The sequence below is a fragment of the Marinobacterium rhizophilum DSM 18822 genome, assembly GCF_000378045.1.
Classification (GTDB): Bacteria; Pseudomonadota; Gammaproteobacteria; order Pseudomonadales; family Balneatricaceae; genus Marinobacterium_A; species Marinobacterium_A rhizophilum.
In genome coordinates this window covers 129459-147298 of sequence record NZ_KB899095.1, presented here as the reverse complement: position 1 = coordinate 147298, position 17840 = coordinate 129459, and the positions used below count along the sequence as shown (strand labels likewise).

Below are 17840 nucleotides of genomic sequence, written 5' to 3'. Positions count from 1 at the left end.
GTCTTGAAGCTATTAATCCGTGGCAATTTACGTCGTTAGCACCGGTTTAATCAGGTGGTGCAGGACACGCCCCCATTGGCCAACGGCCAATGTGAGCCCGGTTAACAGTATTCAGCGATGCAAACAGATTGCGTACGGAATCGACAGTGGCTTCAATGGAATTCGGAAAAGGCACGCCTGCTTCAGTCGCCCGCATGCCGCGATGGGGCTCAGGTCCTGCCTGTACTGTGTTAGAACTGCAGGCGATCTGCAGGTCCATGTATAATGACCACCTTTGATTGCTGAAGGTGGTTGTGGCCGCATGTTTCATATCGCGCTTTACGAACCCAGGGTTCCGCCCAATACCGGCAATATCATTCGGCTGGCAGCCAATAATGGCTGCACGCTGCACCTGATTGAGCCTTTGGGATTTGATCTTGAGGAAAAGAACCTGCGCCGTGCTGGGCTCGATTACCATGATCTGGCCCGTCTGCATCGTTATGAAAACTTTGCCGCGTTTAAAAGCGCCATGCAGGAGCGGCGTATTCTGGCATGTACCACCAAGGCCACTCAGTCCCATGACAGCATAGAATATCGCCCTGGTGATGTGTTGTTGTTTGGCTCTGAAACCAGTGGCCTGCCGGATGCGGTGATGCAAGGTATCGCGCCGCAAGACCGGCTGCGTATTCCCATGATGCCGAATAACCGCTCGTTGAATCTGTCTAATGCGGTGGCGATAATCAGCTATGAAGCCTGGCGGCAGCAGGGGTTTTCCGGTGGATCCTGAGCCTGAATCCGGATCAATGATAATGCCGGGAAAGGTTGAAACTGTATAAAGGCTTAACCCGGAAGGTGAATAAGAGGGGCGGATGCGCTCCGTAATTGGCCTTGTTCTTTATATGGGCTTTGCCGAAAGCTGTGTTTAGGTGTGCTTGTGTCTGTTGTGTGCGAATGATGTCTGCTCAGGCGGGAAGGCAGTTTTGTGCGGGGCCCGGATGTGCGCCTGTCTTATAGAAAAAGCGCTGATCCCGGGGGATACAGCGCTTTTATAAATCGCGTTCAAAGCCGGCGTTCTCCGGCTTTAGTGTCCGATCACTGCTGGATCAGGAAGTCTTCTTTCTTGGCGCCTTTTTCAAAACGCTCCAGGAATACGCGCGGAGTACGGCCACGACCGGACCATTCGTGCGGCTTGCCATCGGAGTCGATCAGGCGGTATTTAGCCGGTACCGAGGCTTTTTTGGTAGCAGCTGCGCCGCCGGCAGAAATATCTTCAGCAGACAGGCCAAGCTCGGCCATCTGGGCCTGGATCTTTTTAACGGCTTCCAGGCGAGCTGCGTCAGCGGCTGCGCGTTCTTCTTCTGCAGCAACTTTTTCGTCGCGGATTTCCTGAAGGTCGGACAGAACCTTCTCCAGTTCAGCGACAGAAATTTCAGTTACAGCTTTACGCAGAGAGTTTTTGCGCAGCAGTGTCGAAGTGAACTCGTTTTCGCTCATTTAATAGCCACCTGTGTCATGTTGAGAACGTGCTGGATTCTACAGAATAATTTTATATTAGCAAATTAAATGCGGACGTAAAGTTTCAAATCAAAAAGTATTAGAGCGTGCCCGGACGATTCGCTTAATCGTAGCTTCCCGGTTAAGACCAATCGGAAATTTGGTGTGGCTGTGCTTTAAAAAGGGGGGGCGATCTGCCTGTGGCAATCTTTGGGAGTGGGTTAGGCAGCTATAGAGTTTCTGCTGTGGGGAACTTCTGGTCGTATTAGACTGTCGTCGATTATTGGTTTTGCGCGGTCATCGCCACTGGGACGACGGCCATTAATGCAGAGGAGCCGTTGGCTGGGACCTGGTTCAGCTCGCTTGGTGACCAAACGAGCTGAATGCCAGCCGTTTTAATAGGCCAGGCCGGTAAAGAGGTCATCGAACAGGGAATAGGTTTTTTTGACCCAGACCCGAGTACGCTGGCGTTCCATCAGGCTTAGATGTTCCAGATTTTTGTCCTTGATGTTTTCTGCGCCCCAGAAACTGAAGCTTAATTCATCAATTTTGCGCATGGTTTCCCGGTGCAGCGCGGGTAGAGCGGCATGCTGGGTTCTGTTGCCGTTATTGCTGGCGCTGCCGTGCAGTACAGCATCGATGGCGGCGAAGTTGGTACCGCGGCCTTCGTTCTTGATGATGGCGATATTCAGTCGGCTGCCATATTTGGCCAAAAAGGTTTCCATGAGTGCGACCGAGTCCTGGCCATCGTCAACCAGGTACCAGTACACCAATGGAATCTGCAGCTCGGCACACATATCCAGTACACCGTTCTGGTCGATCCAGCGATCCAGAAAGCGCTCGCTCTGGGCCGGCAGGTCAATCAGTATCTGCGCGTCGTTTTCCAGCGCCTCCTCCATGACCTGGTCGGTGCTTTCAAATGAATCGAGATTGATCGGGCGGGTGAACTCGGGGTAGAAACGGGTCAGTGTGGCGTGGGACTGATCGGCATCCAATCCGAGATAGGGCATTCCACGGTCGAGAAAATACTGCGACAACAAACGAGACAGCACAGATTTTCCGACGCCGCCTTTCTCTCCGCCAATAAAATGGATGGTACTCATTAATCATATTCCTCGTTGATATCACAGTTAAACTGTAGGGCTATAATAAGCTGCCGGGATCATCGTGGCAGACACGCAGGCAGGCCTGACTTCCGTTCCTGCGACCTTCGATGGTACGACACAGCGCAAGCCGGACGAGAACCGGCGGGAGGATTCCCGCGGTGGTAACTGAAAGCTGCAGGATACTGAAAGACAATGGGCGGGCTCCCTGTGGATTAGTACCGAAATGCACCGCACTGGTGCATGGGTGTATTGTTGCGTTTCCATCGCGATCCATCCGGTCTTGATACTGCATCAACTTTGTTTCAGGTGCTACCGCTAATCGGCGGCATTACGCTGTCTGGCGAGTAATTACGCCAGTTCCGCAACTGATGCCCGCTGGCTAAATGCATCAATCGCACCAATTATAGAGAGACTGTCGCCAAGCTGGCGGCATGACGCTGACATTGCTGCCAATACCGGCCACTGCATGACGCAAACGTCACAGTCACTGACTGATGCTCGACAGAATTTCGGGGTGAGCGGTTGTGCTGGATGTCCGTCATGCCAATGCGAATTGCAGGGGCTCGACCTGCCTGCTGAATGAGGTCATTTCAGCCTGTTGGGGGTGCCTGGCCCCTGGGTATGACAGTTAATTTACCTAACTAGCTGTTATATATAATATTTAAATTAATGTGTTTTCATTCTGAATTAGATTTATTCAATCTTTCGGGGCCCGTTTCTGTGAGCTATTAAACTCGCCACGACTTCATGTTGACGTACGCGTAAACCCTTATTAGTATGGTCCGACTTCACTTCCCACAAGGCAGTGATACCGGAAATCAAAAAAGCCGGCAGGCGCTATCCCCGCCGGACAATAACAACAAGATTGGGCTCCTTTGCCGTGATCCGGCCAGGGACGAGGACTTTACATGATTATCTGGCAGCACCTTCTAAAAGCGCGCCGTTGTGCGCATCTCTCCACTGGCGGCCCAGCCCGCATTCTGTTTCCCCATCACTGATCCAAGGCGCAGCGCCACGGTTTGAATCCGTCGTTTGGCGCACTTCCATTTTTGGCAGTTGATCGTCTGTAACACCGGCCCCGTTGCGGGTGCAGGTTGCTGCAGGCCAGGGTGAATCTGTATGAGTCATGACATCAGTCTCAGTGACAAATGGGAGCTGGACGCAGGCCGCGTCTATCTCACCGGCAGTCAGGCGCTGGCACGCCTGCCCATGTTGCAGGCACAGCGGGACCAGGCCGCAGGCCTGAATACCGCCGGTTTTATTTCCGGTTACCGCGGTTCGCCGCTGGGCAACTTCGACAAGACCCTGTGGGAGGCCAAGGATTACCTGGCCAGACACCGCATTCATTTCCAGCCCGGTATTAACGAAGATCTAGGCGCCACCGCCGTGTGGGGTTCGCAGCAGGTGAACCTGTTCCAGGGGGCCAGGTACGACGGCGTGTTCGGACTGTGGTACGGCAAGGGGCCGGGCGTCGATCGCACCGGCGATGTACTTAAACATGCCAATGCGGCAGGCAGCTCTTGCTTTGGTGGCGTGCTTGCGGTGGCGGGTGATGACCATGCCTGCAAGTCCTCCACGCTGCCGCACCAGAGCGATTACGCCTTTAGCGATGCGATGATGCCGGTGCTGCACCCCAGCGGCATTCAGGAGATGCTGGATTACGGGCTCTATGGCTGGGCAATGTCGCGTTTCAGCGGCTGCTGGGTGGGTTTCAAGGCGCTGGCCGAGGTGCTGGACTCCTCAATCTCCGCGGATCTTGACCCGCACCGGGTACAGATCGTGCTGCCAACGGATTTCAAACTGCCGGACGATGGACTTAATGCCCGCTGGCCCGACAAGCCGCTGCAGCAGGAAGAGCGTCTGCACCATTACAAGCTTGAGGCCGCCAAGGCTTTCTGTCGGGCCAACCGGCTCGACCGGGTGATTTTTACCAGCAGCGATGCGCGCTTTGGCATTATCACCACCGGCAAATCCTACCTGGATGTGGTCCAGGCGCTGACGGACCTCGGCCTGGATGAAGCCGAGTGTGCGGCCATCGGCCTGCGGCTTTACAAGGTGGCCATGCCCTGGCCGCTGGAGCCTGAAGGCGTGCGTGAATTCGCTGCCGGTCTTGATGAAGTGCTGGTGGTGGAGGAAAAGCGTGGCCTGATCGAGGAGCAGCTCAAGGAACAGCTCTACGGTACTGAAAACGCGCCGCGTATCGTTGGCAAGCGTGATGGCAATGGCATCGAACTGCTGCCCTCCATTGCCGAATTGACGCCGGCGATGGTTGCCCGCGCGATTGCATCGCGCATTCAGCACCGCTATAGCAGTGCACGCCTGTCCGAGCGGCTGAGTTTTCTCAGCGCCAAGGAAACGAGCCTCGCCGAGCCGCGCGAACTGCTCGAACGCACGCCGCACTTCTGCTCCGGCTGTCCGCACAACACCTCCACCCTGGTGCCCGAGGGCAGCCGCGCGCTGGGCGGTATCGGTTGCCACTACATGGCCACCTGGATGGATCGCGAAACCGATACCTTTACCCAGATGGGCGGTGAAGGCGCGACCTGGATCGGCCAGGCACCGTTTACCCACGAAAAGCACGTGTTCCAGAACCTGGGGGATGGCACCTATTTTCATTCGGGCCTGCTGGCCATTCGTGCCGCCATCGCGTCTGGCGCCAACATTACCTACAAGGTGCTCTATAACGATGCCGTGGCCATGACCGGCGGCCAGCCGGTGGACGGCATGCTCACGGTGCAGCAGATCAGCCATCAGCTGTACGGCGAGGGTGTGCGTCGCATTGCCGTGGTCAGCGACGATATCACCAAGTATCCGTCGCGGGCGGATTTCGCCGATCGCACCACTTTTCATCCGCGCGAGGACCTGGATGCGGTGCAGCGCGAGATGCGCGAGATCGAAGGCTGTTCGGTCATGATCTACGACCAGACCTGTGCCGCCGAGAAGCGCCGGCGTCGCAAGCGCGGCACGATGGTGGACCCGGACAAGCGGGTGCTGATCAACCCGGCGGTCTGTGAAGGCTGTGGCGACTGCGGTGTGCAGTCCAACTGCCTGTCGGTGCTGCCGCTGGAAACCGAACGAGGCCGCAAGCGCACCATCGATCAGTCTGCCTGCAACAAGGACTTCAGCTGCGTGCGTGGCTTCTGCCCCAGCTTTGTCACCGTCAAGGGCGGAACCCTGCGCAAACCCGCCGGTATTGGCACCGACGTGGCCTTTGCCGACCTGCCGGAGCCGGTGTTTGCCGGTGAGCACAACCCCTACGGCATTCTGCTCACCGGCGTCGGTGGCACCGGCGTGGTGACCGTCAGTGCGCTGCTGGGCATGGCTGCCCATATCGAAGGCAAGGGTGTGGCGGTGCTGGATCAGGCAGGCCTGGCGCAGAAGTTTGGCGCCGTGGTGAGTCACGTGCGGATTGCGCACTCACAGCAGGATATCCAGGCGGTGCGTATCCCGGCGGGGGAGGCGGATCTTATGATCGCCTTTGACCTGATGGTGGGTGCAAGCCTCGACGCGCTGGCCAAGCTGGACAGCCGCTTCTCCCGTGCCGTGGTCAATACCCAGAAAGCCATGCCGGCAGCCTTTACCCGCGAGCCGGATCTGCAATTCCCCGGTGAGGCGATGGAGCGTAGCATTCGCGAATCCTGCCGCCAGGACGGCAGCTTCTTCCTCGATGCATCGGATCTGGCACTGGCGCTGATGGGGGATGCCATGGCGGTGAACCTGTTCACCCTGGGATTTGCCTGGCAGCAGGGGCTGTTGCCGCTCAAGGCCGAATCCATCGAACGGGCCATCGAACTCAATGGCGCGGCGGTGAGCAAAAACAAGCAGGCGTTCTTGTGGGGCCGGCGTGCCGCCCACGATCTGGCGCGGGTACGTGAACTGGCCCACCCCACGGCGGTACCGCTGAAAATCGTCGAAACGCCCGAGCAGCTGATTGGGCGGGAAAAAGCCCACCTGAGCCGCTATCAGAACGCGGCACTGGCGAAACGCTACGAGGCGCTGGTGCGCCGTGTCGAGACGCGTATTGGCCAGGTTGCTGGGCACGACAGCACGCTGTTGCGGGCGGTGGCGCAAAGTTATTCGAAGCTGCTGGCCTACAAGGACGAGTACGAAGTGGCGCGGCTGTACAGCGACGGGAGTTTCCGCCAGTTGCTGGCGGAGCAGTTCGACGGTGAGGTGGAGCTGGAGTTCAACCTGGCGCCACCGCTGCTTGACGGCAAATTTTTCGGCCGCCTTTTCGGTAGGAAAGCGGCCAACGGGCGGCCGCGCAAACGTACCTTCGGTCCCTGGATGGAGTCCGCCTTCGGGCTGCTCGCCAAGGCCCGGGTGCTGCGCGGTACGCCGCTGGACCCGTTTGGCTACAGTGCCGACCGGCGCCTGGAGCGGGCGCTGATCCGCGCCTATGAAGCCGATATCGATACCATTGTGCAGCACCTGAGCGCCGACAATCTCGTCGTCGCGCGGGCCCTGGCCCAACTGCCTCAGCAGGTACGTGGCTACGGTCCGGTGAAGGAAGCCGCCTGGCAAAAGGTGCAGGCCGAGCGTGAGCGACTGCGTACACAGCTGTGTACCCCGGCGCGCGCCAAGGCCCCTGAACCCCTGATTATCGATGCCGTTAGCGGCGCCGCCGTTTAAGTTATCCACAGGAAGAACAAGCATGTCTGTATTTAGTCATCCGGAATTTGATAACCATCAGCACCTGTCTTTTGTCAGCGATGAAGAAACCGGCCTGCGGGCCATCGTCGCGGTGCACAACACCAACCGCGGGCCAGCGCTTGGCGGCTGTCGCATGTTCCCCTACGCCAGCGACGAAGCGGCGCTGCGCGATGTGCTGCGCCTGTCCAGAGGCATGACCTACAAGTCGGCCCTGGCCAACCTGGATCTGGGCGGCGGCAAGTCGGTGATTATCGGCGACCCGCGCGCGCATAAAAGCGAAGCCCTGCTCGAAGCCATGGGGCGTTTTCTGGAACAGCTTGGCGGCCTCTATATTGCCGCCGAGGATTCCGGCACCAGCGTGGCCGACCTGCAGGTGATGGGGCGCCATACCCGCCATGTTGCCGGCGTGTCGGCGCGGCCGGGCTTTGATGGCCGGCCCAGCAATGGTGATCCGTCACCGGCCACGGCCTATGGCACCTTTGTCGGCCTCAAGGCTGCGGTGGCGCATCAGCTGGGGCGCTCGGACCTCGACGGCCTGACAGTGGCGGTGCAGGGCATCGGCAATGTCGGCTATCGCCTGGCGCAGCTGCTCAGTGACGCCGGCGCCAAACTCTGGGTACACGACATCCACAGCGATGCCGTGCAGCGTGCGGTTGACGAGCTGGGGGCCATCGCCGTGGCGGGGGACGAGATCCTCGGGCTGGACGTGGACGTGGTTGCCCCCTGTGCCCTGGGGGCGGTGTTGAATGACAAGAGCATTGCCGGCCTGCAGGCCAAGGTGGTGGCGGGTGCGGCCAACAACCAGCTGGAACTGGCACACCACGATGCGGCACTGAGCCAGCGCGGCATTCTCTATGCGCCGGATTTCGTCATCAATGCCGGCGGCATTATCGATGTCTGCTATGAGCGTAACGGTCACGATGCCGAGGCCGTGCGCCGCCATGTTGAAACCATTGGCGATACGCTGAGCGAAATCTTCGCCCGGGCCACGCTGAGCCAGCAGCCCACCGGCATCATCGCCAACCGGCTGGCGGAAGAACGCTTCAAGCCGGCGCAGGGCAAGGGTGCCCGGCAGGTGGCCTGAGCCCTGGATAGACCGAACGCAGGTTGTGGTGTAACGCAGCGAAACCCAACACGGTGCCGAGATGTTGGGTTGCGGCCTTCGGCCTCCACCCAACCTGCGAAAAACGAAAGCTCCTCCCTATAAAAACAGCAACACGGAGAATCACATGAGTCAATCTGCCACTTCAGCTGCCGTAACGGGTGCCGCCTCCGGTGCCACGGTTGCGACCTCGCCGAAACGGGCGTTCTGGTCGTCACGCATGGCCTTTGTGCTGGCCGCCACCGGTTCGGCCGTGGGCCTGGGCAACATCTGGAAATTCCCGTACATCACCGGCGAAAACGGCGGCGGCGCCTTCGTGCTGGTGTATCTGCTCTGTATTGCCATTGTCGGCATTCCCATCATGATGGCCGAGGTGCTGATCGGCCGTCGTGGCGGTCGCAGTCCCATCAGCAGCATGCGCATTCTGTGCGAACGTGACCGCCTGCACCGCAACTGGCGCTGGCTGGCGGGTGTGGGTGTACTGGCCTCCTTCCTGATTCTGTCGTTCTATTCGGTGATCGGGGGCTGGGCGCTGTCCTACGTGGGCACGGCGGGCAGCGGTGAACTGAGTGGCCAGGGCAGCGATGCCATTGGTGCCATCTTCTCCGGCCTGCTGGCGGACCCGGGCACCCTGTTGATCTGGCATACGCTGTTCATGGCGCTGACCATGCTGGTGGTGGCCCGCGGCCTGCGCGGCGGCCTTGAGCGCGCCGTTACCATTCTGATGCCGGCGCTGTTCGTGCTGCTGTTGCTGCTGGTGGGCTATGCCATGACCACCGGCTACTTCGGCCAGGCGGCTGCGTTTCTGTTCCAGCCCGATTTCTCCAAGCTGACCACCGAGGGCATCCTGGTGGCGCTGGGTCACGCCTTCTTTACCCTGAGTCTCGGCATGGGCGTGATGATGGCCTATGGCTCCTACCTGCCCAAGGGCGTGTCCATTGCCCGCACCTCCATTCTGGTTTCCTTTATGGATACCGGCGTGGCCCTGCTGGCTGGGCTTGCCATCTTCCCGCTGGTGTTCGCCAACGGTCTTGAACCCGGCGCCGGCCCTGGCCTGATCTTCCAGACCCTGCCGCTGGCCTTTGCACAGATGCCGTTCGGCAGCCTGTTCGGTACCCTGTTCTTCGTGCTGCTGGTCTTTGCTGCCTGGACGTCCGCCATCTCGTTGCTGGAGCCGCTGGTGGAATGGCTCGAAGAGCGTCGCGGCATGAACCGTATGGTCAGCACCCTGGGCGCCGGTGTCGCCGCCTGGCTGCTGGGTATCGGTTCCATCCTGTCGCTGAACGAATGGTCGGGCTTTGCGCCGCTGGGCATGTTCGCGGTATTTGAAGGCAAGACCATCTTTGATCTGCTGGATTACCTGACCGCCAACATTCTGTTGCCGCTCGGTGGCCTGCTGGTGGCTGTCTTCGTCGGCTGGTTCATGGCGCGCCAGGCGCTGGAAAACGAACTGTCGCTGGGCCGTCGCAGCTTCGCTCTCTGGTACGGCGTACTGCGTTACGTGACCCCGGTGGCCGTGGCCATCGTCTTTATCTACAACCTGGTCTAGTTTTTACGCAACAGAGCGCGAATACCCGCCAGGGTGCTGAACGCTCAAGACAAAGCCGCAGGCTGTCATCACCCTGCGGCTTTTTTATGCCTGGTCAAGTTGGGCGCAGCCCATTAATGCCGCTTGACTGAGGTGCCTGTATAGCCTTGATCACGTTATGCAATCGCTTCACAGACACCGACACTGACACCGCAACAAGCACTCAAGCGTAACGCCTAACGGGTCGACCGATTTGAAGTTCAATGCCTTCGTGTGCGTCCTATACTCTTTAAAAATGCTCGGCAAGGAACGTGAGTTCCTCTACGAGGAATTCCCCGACAGTTCAGGGCAAAGTTGATCCGGCCTGGCTTCTTGCGAATAAGGCAATTCCGCCAGGCCACTGCCTGTATTTCTGAAGACGCTTTCCATTGCGAGGAAGGACCGGTGGCTCATTTCAGTGAGCTACCTGCCCAGGCGCAGAGAATTCAACAATAACCATAGAGTGAGGTTGCTGATGTCACATATCCCAAACCGTGTGGGCATTTCTCTCCTGGCCGCCGCGCTGACCTTGCCGATGATTGCGCCGTCGACCACTCAGGCGGCGTCTGCGGCCGACTCAGCCGAGGTGCGCAGGCTGATCGACGACGTCATGCCCGAGGTTATCGAGTGGCGGCGCGATATCCATCAGCATCCGGAGCTGGGCAACCGCGAAACTCGTACCGCGGGGCTGGTTTCCGACCACCTCAAGGCACTCGGCATCGAGGTTCGGACCGGCATTGCGCATACCGGCGTGGTCGGTATCCTGCGCGGTGCCAAGGACGGGCCCGTGGTGGCGCTGCGTGCCGACATGGATGCATTGCCGGTGACGGAAGCCGTTGACCTGTCCTTCGCTTCGAAGGTCACCACGACCTACAACGGCAAGGAGGTCGGAGTTGCCCACGCTTGTGGCCACGACGCCCATACGGCGATCCTGATGGGCGCCGCCGAAGTGCTGGCGAATATGAAGGACGAAATAAAGGGCACCGTGATGTTCATCTTCCAGCCTGCCGAGGAGGGCGCGCCACAAGGCGAAGAGGGCGGGGCGGCGATGATGCTGAAGGAAGGGCTCTTTGCCGAGCTCAAGCCGGATGCCGTCTTCGGTTTGCATGTCATGCCCAAGCAGCTGGGTACCATCGAGGTGCGCGAGCGGGGCACACTGGCGTCGAGTGACTCCTTCACGATCAAGGTCACGGGCAAGCAGACCCATGGCGGGATGCCCTGGAACGGCGTTGACCCGATCGTGCTGGCGAGCCAGATCGTGTTGGGACTGCAGACGATTACGTCACGCCAGGTCGACCTGACGAAGTCAGCATCCGTCATCTCCGTCGGTGCCATCAATGGTGGCCTGCGCGCCAATATCATACCCAACGAGGTGGAAATGGTCGGTACCATTCGAATGCTGGATTCGGATATTCGGAAAAGCGTGCATGAAATGATGGAACGCACCGTCAATAACATTGCTGAGAGCGGCGGCGGCAGTGCCGAGCTGCACATAACGCCCGGCTATCCGGTGACTTATAACGATCCGGAGCTCACCCGGCGCATGATGCCTTCGCTGGAAAAGGTTGCCGACGTGAAGGAGGCGTTACCGATGACCCCTGCCGAAGACTTTGCCTTCTATGCCCAGGAGGTGCCGGGCATGTACTTTTTCCTCGGCGCGGCGCCGGAGAACCCAGAAGACATCTACCCGAACCACTCGCCCAAATTCCAGCTTAACGAGAAGGCGCTGCCGATTGGCGTAACTGCAATGACCACCGTCGCGCTCGATTTTCTCAACGGCCAGTGATGATGGATGCAAAGCACTGCTATAAAAACCGCCGTTGGTCATATGGCCAAGGCGGTCTTTTGCTTCGGGAGCCCACGTTCTAGCTGAAAGCTCCCGAAACGTGTGAGACGGCAGGTTTGTGTACCTTCCAGAGCTTTCGGTGGGCTTGCTTTATTACCCTGCTTATTTGCCGTGTATTTCTCTCGTCTCTCGTCTCTCGTCTCTCGTGTCTTGCACAGAGCGTGCTAATCTTCAGCGGTGCACGGCACAAGCTCGGTATTTCCGCGTTTGCCCACATTATCCGTAATTTTCGCGAGACAGCAGCCAACCAAGGATCAATGGCGCTCGCAGCGGATACGGCCGGCACAACAAAGCTCGCCAGCTTCATCGGCGGCGCAAAGCAAGACCGGTAGCTCAGCAGTGGACGCCAGGCTATATGACAGGGTACTCGAGCCCTGTTCGCTTTTTCGCCTGACCTCACTCCCGCAGCGTATCGATAAATGACATTCCCTCGATGGTAGGGCGGTAGCGTGGTTTTTTCGGGCTTGGCTTCGGGAGAAAGAAACGGCCCGCTGACACCGACATGTGATCATCGAGGCCATAATCTTTGGAAAAAGCTGTAAAAATTACCTATTTAACAATGGCTTATGGAAGTCCGTAAAAGTTGCTATGAGGCTCAGTGATCATGTTTCCACACAGAGTTATCAGCGGCTGAATAGCTGAAAGGTAGACACCATGCAGCGTTGCGCCGGGTGTGAAACAAAATTCACGAAGATATAAAAGCCCCGTGCAAAACGTTCGATAAGGCTACAATACAAATGTTAAGCAGAAGCGATCATGGAAAAGCTATATAGAACATCTTTCATAAAAAATGACCTTTTGGTATTGATTCTATTCAAAGGGTTTTTAAAAGTGGCGTAGTGGTATAAGGATGCCCACGTATCAAGGGATTTTTACATGCAGAGAGTTGTGCTTTTGGTTGATGTGCAGAATGTGTATTACACAACCAGGCAAGCATTTGGAGTAAACTTCGATTACAACAAATTCTGGTCGGTTGCCACTGAAAACAGGCAAGTCGTAAAAGCCATAGCCTATGCGATAGATAAAGGTGACAGGAAGCAAAGAGAGTTTCAGAATATATTGAGAAATATTGGTTTTGAGGTAAAGCTAAAGCCTTTTATACAGAGATCCGACGGCTCTGCAAAAGGTGACTGGGACGTTGGCATTACCATTGATGCTTTAGAGTACTCGGACAGTGCGGATGTTATTGTTTTGGTTTCAGGTGATGGCGATTTTGACATTCTTGTAAACAAGTTGCGAATCGACAAGGGCAAGTTTGTTGAGGTTTATGGGGTAGCTAAGTTAACAGCCTCCTCGCTGTCAAATGCGGCAAATAGGTTCATACCGATAAATACCGCGCTGCTATTAAAATAGTGGCCATCGTACTCGCCTCACAAGCCGTTCAAGCCGCCGCTGTACTTCCCCCTTTTAGTGCACACCCCGATCAAACAAGTTCGAGGTGATACATGCCCGCGAACAACAACCGGAAGGCAACACGATAGTAGACGAATGAGTTCAAGGCCAAAGCTGTTAGGCAGGTGCTACAGGTTGATTGGCCAGCCCCGTGATTGGCGCTAATCACGGCCCGATTATGCCCTTTGTGAGCGACTATCCAAGACGAACGGCGGAAAAAACGGGATAATGGCGGCAATTTAGGGCTATGGCCCTCCAAGCTAGGCAGACCGGGTACCCTCGTAATGGAAATCAGCGTCAATTTTCTCGACAATCTCAGGCTTGAAGCCAAGTTTGACGACTTCACCGTCATCACCGACCAGCCCATACGCTACAAGGGTGACGGGTCGGCGCCGAGTCCGTTCGACTACTTTCTGGCGTCATCGGCGCTCTGTGCAGCTTACTTTGTGCGGGTTTATTGCCTGGCGCGTAACATTCCGACCGACAATATCCGCTTGTCGCAGAACAACATCGTTGATCCCGAAGACCGTTATAACCAGATTTTCAAGATCCAGGTCGAGTTGCCGGAAGACATCTCCGACAAGGACCGCCAGGGCATTCTGCGCTCGATTGACCGCTGTACGGTCAAGAAAGTGGTGCAAACCGGGCCTGATTTCCAGATAGAAAGCGTTGAAAGCCTGGATCAGGACGCGCAAGCCCTGCTCATGGTCGAGCCCGACAGCGAGTCCAGCACCTACATTGAGGGCAAAGACCTGCCGCTGGAGCAGACCATTGCCAACATGACGGCGATCCTGGCGGATCTGGGCATGAAGATCGAGATCGCCTCCTGGCGCAATATCGTGCCCCATGTGTGGTCGCTGCACATTCGTGATGCTGCCTCGCCCATGTGCTTTACCAATGGCAAGGGAGCTACCAAGGAAAGCGCCCTCTGTTCGGCGCTGGGCGAGTTCATTGAGCGGCTGAACTGCAACTTCTTCTATAACGACCAGTATTTTGGTGAAGAAATCGCTAACCGCGAGTTTGTTCATTTCCCGGACGAGAAATGGTTCAAGCCCGGCCCGAAAGACGAGCTGCCGAACGAAATTCTTGATGACTACTGTCTGGAGATCTATAACCCGGACGGCGAACTGCGCGGTTCAAACCTGATCGATACCAACTCCGGCAAGGTCGAGCGCGGTATTTGCTCGCTGCCGTTTGTGCGCCAATCGGATAGCGAGGTGGTGTATTTCCCCTCAAACCTGATCGAGAACCTGTTTCTCAGCAACGGCATGAGTGCTGGCAATACCCTGTATGAAGCACAGGTGCAGTGCCTGTCGGAAATTTTTGAGCGGGCGGTGAAAAGGCAGATCATCGAAGAAGAAATCGCGCTGCCTGATGTGCCGGTGCAGGTGCTTGAGAAATATCCCAATATTCTCGAGGGCATCAAGGCGCTGGAAGCGCAGGGCTTTCCGGTACTGGTGAAGGATGCCTCCCTGGGCGGGCTTTTCCCGGTGGCGTGCGTCACGCTGATGAACCCAAGAACCGGCGGTGTCTTTGCGTCCTTCGGGGCGCATCCATGCCTGGAGGTCGCGCTGGAGCGCAGCCTGACGGAATTGTTGCAAGGCCGCAGTTTTGAGGGCCTTAACGACGTGCCGCCGCCCACGTTTAACAGCCTTGCTGTCTCTGAGCCGAACAACTTTGTAGAGCATTTCATTGATTCGTCCGGGATAGTTTCCTGGCGCTTCTTCAGTGCCAAGCAGGATTACGAGTTTGTCGAATGGGACTTCTCGGGTACGAACGAAGAAGAGGCCGCCTGCCTGTTCAACATCCTGCACGACATGGGCAAGGAAGTGTACACAGCCGTTTATGACAACCTGGGCGCCCCGGTCTGCCGCATTCTGGTGCCGGGCTATTCCGAGGTGTACGCCGTGGATGACCTGGTGTGGGATAACACCAACAAGGCGCTGAACTACCGGGAAGACATTCTGAACCTCCATGCCCTGGATGATGCGCAGTTGGCAGACCTGGTGGAGCGCCTGGAAGAAAGCCAGATCGATGATCACTCGGACATCATTACACTGATCGGTATTGAGTTTGATGAAAACACGGTCTGGGGTCAGCTCAGCATTCTTGAGCTTAAGCTGCTGATCAATCTTGCCCTGGAACAGCATGAAGAAGCCCTTGAACGGGTTGAGGCCTTCCTGCAGTTCAATGACAACACGGTTGAGCGTGGGCTGTTTTACCAGGCGATGAATGCGGTACTGGAAATCACGCTCGATGACGAGCTGGAGCTTGGCGACTACCTGGCCAACTTCCGGCGCATGTTTGGTGAACAGACCATGGATGCCGTGGTGGGCTCTGTGGATGGCAGTGTGCGCTTCTACGGTCTTACCCCGACCAATACGCAACTGGAAGGCCTGGACAAGCACCTGCGCCTGATCGAAAGTTATAAAAAGCTGCATGCAGCGCGTGCCGCGACGCTGGCTTGATGCCTTCTTGATAAGTGCTGCGAACCCGGCTGACGAAACGCCTCGTCAGCCGGGACGGTAACGCGAAGCCGCTGCAGCATGGGCTGCGGGCGAAGCGAGCGTTCACATCAGCCTGGCCCGCTTGCGGCGCGGGTTCCTTCGATGTAATTGTCTCAGCCGTCATTTTGAAATACTGCAAAAGCAGCCTGAGCGGCGACAAGTACTTCAACCCTTGCCTATGGCAGCAGCCGACGGGACTAAAGCCGCTTTCGGTCCCAGTCGACGTTTTCAGAAAGAACTCTGGCTGGCACGCCGCCGACGGTGCAGTGGGGCTTGTCGAAGATTTTTGTGACCACTGCGCGCGTAGCGACGATGCAGTTGTTGGCAATGCTCGCGCCAGGCGCAATTACGCAGCCCATGCCCAGCCAGACGTGATGGCCGATATGAATGCTGCGTGCCGGGTTTTTACGTTGCCCGGTTTCAAGGTCGATAATCGAGTGCGCGTCTGTTGTGCGGATCAGAATATCCGATGAAATCATGCAGTCTTTGCCAATTTCGACGTTATGATTTTCTTCAGCGATGATATAAGCATCCTGCGCAGTGGTGTTGTCACCGATGTGCAGTGAATTGTTTGTACCCTTGACTTTCAACGTGCCGGTTACTTTGCAGTTATCGCCGATTACCAGTTCCGTATTGTTGCCTGATATTTCAATTTCCAGCCATTTTGTGGTGAAATTTTTCCCGAAGCGTACGGTATTGTTATTGCCTTAAATTTTGAGCCGAGTGCGGAAATTCCGGGGGACGTTTTCCAGCTGGTTACCTTCGCCGCGTACGATGGGATACGAAAAAAAAGACCATGCCGTTTGAAGGCCGTGCCAGAAATGTCGTGTTTTACTGATCATGCCGTCGCTGCTTGTGGGTAATTCTTAAACGTGTGAGTGCAAGAGAATAAACACCCTTTTGGCGTCAGGCAAGCACTGTATTATTAACCCGCCAGGTTACTGTCCTGTCCATTAACGAGATATTATAATGCAACCCAATATCACCCCGAAAACGGGCGCCCCTGTGGCGGCCTATCCGAAACATATTGTGGAATATCCCTTGCCCAATGCCAGAATGACGCATGAGCTGGGCGTTGTTAATGGCGGCAGGATGATCGTGCTGTCCCAGATGGACGACAGTACGCTGGTGCAACTCGACCTGGATGACAGGGGACGGCCGGTCAATGCCTGCAGTTATCAGATCGGCAACGCCACCTCCGGGCTCCATGGCGTGACCCTGTCGACCGCTTATGAGGGGGATATCTGGGTTACGCTGCAAAACGACTCGCAACTCCTGCGTATCACGCCGGGTGCGAGTGCATCGCAATGCCCCCGGGTCCAGGCGGTGATCGATGTACCCAAGCCAGGAAAGGGGCCGCATTGTGTCTCTGAGTTTGGCGAGGACCTGTGGTGCTCGTGCAAGGACCCCAGCGATGAGACCGGTGATTATTATGTCTGTCGCATCAACAAGGCAAACCCGGGTGCATTTACGCTGTGGAAGGTGCCAAAGTCGCCGGTATTCGTGATCAGGCATCCCCAGACCGGTGAGATCTTTGCGTCCATCGATGACAACAGCAAGATCGCACGCTGTGCGCCCAGCGATGGCCCATACTGCTGCGGTGAAATCCAGACCCCGGAGCTGCTCAGTGTTCCCGCTGAGCAGGGCAGGACGGTGGTCGGCATGCGTGCCGGGCCAGACGGGAATATCTGGTTTGTACTGCTCGGTGGCTCCGATGCAGGAACAGGCACCTTTGGCCGCATACAGCCGAGCGCTGATCTCGAGTTCGTTCGACTGAGTGGCCAGCTGGGCGCCACCGCCGGGCTTTTGCACCTCACGTTCGCTCCCCATGTTGCGGGGCAGGATTTCCGTGCCTACCTCCTGGCGTCGGACATTACCAAGGAGGTCAGCATCAATCAGCCCAATGCGCTCTTTGACGTGACCCTCGACCCTGCAACACTGGCGATCACGAGTGAAGTCAGCTTCGTATTCCCTACGCAGTACAGTTGGGCGCATCGCGTGTTTTATACAGAAAAGGGACTCTACTGCACCCAGCTGCGCACTTCGGGGCTGGTGCATATTCGACCCTACGTAGAACACAGCAGCGCTCCAATCAATGAAGGCGGAGCTTATTACTCGGACTATGGATGGGGCGTACAGGGTAACACGGTGGTCTATCCACAACTCGCGCAGGAATAAACCTCGTCGTGCAGAC

At 57.1% G+C, this 17840-nt stretch carries 11 protein-coding genes; 8 read left to right on the top strand and 3 right to left on the bottom strand.

Annotated features, from left to right (window positions below; all coding sequences use genetic code 11):
* The first annotated feature begins 301 nt into the window (after positions 1–301).
* Positions 302–766 carry a tRNA (cytidine(34)-2'-O)-methyltransferase gene (locus tag F451_RS0109585; protein ID WP_020681151.1) on the top strand — a complete coding sequence of 155 codons (465 nt, stop codon included), beginning with the start codon at positions 302–304 and terminating at the stop codon, positions 764–766.
* Positions 767–1071: 305 nt separating this feature from the next.
* Here F451_RS0109585 and F451_RS0109580 read toward each other — a convergent pair whose 3' ends face one another.
* Positions 1072–1473: an H-NS histone family protein gene (locus tag F451_RS0109580; protein WP_020681150.1), complete on the bottom strand. Its 402-nt coding sequence runs from the start codon at positions 1471–1473 to the stop codon at positions 1072–1074.
* A 395-nt stretch (positions 1474–1868) separates the two neighbouring features.
* Positions 1869–2576, bottom strand: a complete 708-nt coding sequence (locus F451_RS0109575; protein WP_020681149.1) for a P-loop NTPase family protein — start codon at positions 2574–2576, stop codon at positions 1869–1871.
* 1122 nt (positions 2577–3698) lie between these two features.
* Between F451_RS0109575 and F451_RS0109570 the strand changes: the two genes are divergently transcribed.
* The 6 genes from F451_RS0109570 to F451_RS0109545 all read left to right on the top strand — a co-directional run bounded on the left by F451_RS0109570 (position 3699) and on the right by F451_RS0109545 (position 15607).
* Entirely contained in the window at positions 3699–7211 is a 3513-nt protein-coding gene (locus F451_RS0109570) for an indolepyruvate ferredoxin oxidoreductase family protein (protein ID WP_020681148.1), read from the top strand.
* Positions 7212–7233: 22 nt separating this feature from the next.
* On the top strand, positions 7234–8316 hold the full coding sequence (locus F451_RS0109565; protein ID WP_020681147.1) for a Glu/Leu/Phe/Val family dehydrogenase: 1083 nt from the start codon (positions 7234–7236) through the stop codon (positions 8314–8316).
* Positions 8317–8461: 145 nt separating this feature from the next.
* Positions 8462–9883, top strand: a complete 1422-nt coding sequence (locus F451_RS0109560) for a sodium-dependent transporter (protein ID WP_020681146.1) — start codon at positions 8462–8464, stop codon at positions 9881–9883.
* Positions 9884–10376: 493 nt separating this feature from the next.
* Entirely contained in the window at positions 10377–11687 is a 1311-nt protein-coding gene (locus F451_RS0109555) for an amidohydrolase (RefSeq protein WP_020681145.1), read from the top strand.
* A 936-nt stretch (positions 11688–12623) separates the two neighbouring features.
* The gene (locus F451_RS0109550) at positions 12624–13100 is read left to right on the top strand and encodes a LabA-like NYN domain-containing protein (protein WP_020681144.1); all 477 of its coding nucleotides are present in this window, start codon (positions 12624–12626) and stop codon (positions 13098–13100) included.
* A 323-nt stretch (positions 13101–13423) separates the two neighbouring features.
* Positions 13424–15607: an OsmC domain/YcaO domain-containing protein gene (locus F451_RS0109545; RefSeq protein WP_020681143.1), complete on the top strand. Its 2184-nt coding sequence runs from the start codon at positions 13424–13426 to the stop codon at positions 15605–15607.
* 236 nt (positions 15608–15843) lie between these two features.
* Here the strand turns inward: F451_RS0109545 and F451_RS25225 are convergent, their stop codons facing one another.
* Positions 15844–16236, bottom strand: a complete 393-nt coding sequence (locus F451_RS25225; RefSeq protein ID WP_020681142.1) for an acyltransferase — start codon at positions 16234–16236, stop codon at positions 15844–15846.
* A gap of 379 nt (positions 16237–16615) precedes the next feature.
* Between F451_RS25225 and F451_RS0109535 the strand changes: the two genes are divergently transcribed.
* The gene (locus tag F451_RS0109535) at positions 16616–17824 is read left to right on the top strand and encodes an NHL repeat-containing protein (RefSeq protein WP_020681141.1); all 1209 of its coding nucleotides are present in this window, start codon (positions 16616–16618) and stop codon (positions 17822–17824) included.
* Positions 17825–17840: the final 16 nt, after the last annotated feature.

Excerpts from the sequence above, each read along its gene's own strand:
- F451_RS0109585 (WP_020681151.1), top strand. The coding sequence starts at position 302 with ATGTTTCATATCGCGCTTTACGAACCCAGGGTTCCGCCCAATACCGGC.
- F451_RS0109580 (WP_020681150.1), bottom strand. The coding sequence starts at position 1,473 with ATGAGCGAAAACGAGTTCACTTCGACACTGCTGCGCAAAAACTCTCTG.
- F451_RS0109575 (WP_020681149.1), bottom strand. The coding sequence starts at position 2,576 with ATGAGTACCATCCATTTTATTGGCGGAGAGAAAGGCGGCGTCGGAAAA.
- F451_RS0109570 (WP_020681148.1), top strand. The coding sequence starts at position 3,699 with ATGAGTCATGACATCAGTCTCAGTGACAAATGGGAGCTGGACGCAGGC.
- F451_RS0109565 (WP_020681147.1), top strand. The coding sequence starts at position 7,234 with ATGTCTGTATTTAGTCATCCGGAATTTGATAACCATCAGCACCTGTCT.
- F451_RS0109560 (WP_020681146.1), top strand. The coding sequence starts at position 8,462 with ATGAGTCAATCTGCCACTTCAGCTGCCGTAACGGGTGCCGCCTCCGGT.
- F451_RS0109555 (WP_020681145.1), top strand. The coding sequence starts at position 10,377 with ATGTCACATATCCCAAACCGTGTGGGCATTTCTCTCCTGGCCGCCGCG.
- F451_RS0109550 (WP_020681144.1), top strand. The coding sequence starts at position 12,624 with ATGCAGAGAGTTGTGCTTTTGGTTGATGTGCAGAATGTGTATTACACA.
- F451_RS0109545 (WP_020681143.1), top strand. The coding sequence starts at position 13,424 with ATGGAAATCAGCGTCAATTTTCTCGACAATCTCAGGCTTGAAGCCAAG.
- F451_RS0109535 (WP_020681141.1), top strand. The coding sequence starts at position 16,616 with ATGCAACCCAATATCACCCCGAAAACGGGCGCCCCTGTGGCGGCCTAT.